This window comes from Planococcus sp. CAU13 (assembly GCF_000775575.1).
Taxonomy (GTDB): domain Bacteria; phylum Bacillota; class Bacilli; order Bacillales_A; family Planococcaceae; genus Planococcus.
Map to the genome: position 1 here is coordinate 1 of NZ_JRGN01000033.1, position 287 is coordinate 287.

Sequence of the window (287 nt, forward strand, 5' to 3'; positions counted from 1 at the left end):
GAGGTGCGGAAAACGCCTTGCGAGGTGCGGTCAAGGAAAATCTGCCCATAAATAGAAAGCGAATAGAGTTGAATAAAAAATTATTGGTAAAAAACAACAGTGGTCCGTGCGCGGCCTGCCGCTCGCGCACCCAGCAGTTTGCGGAAGCAAACTGCTGGGCATTAAAGGGGCTTATATCTATGAAGATTAATGAATATAATTGCAAAAAATGGATATGTTTTTTTGCATAAATTTAGTTGCGGAATTTGCCGCTTTAGTTGCGGTCGGCGAGTGATTAGTTGCGGTTG

General features: G+C 43.9%; 1 protein-coding gene. It reads left to right on the forward strand.

The window, feature by feature from the left end:
* Positions 1-230, forward strand: a 230-nt coding sequence (locus KW93_RS17685; RefSeq protein WP_033541107.1) for a hypothetical protein, incomplete at its 5' end; no start/stop codon positions are given.
* Between the last annotated feature and the right edge of the window lie 57 nt (positions 231-287).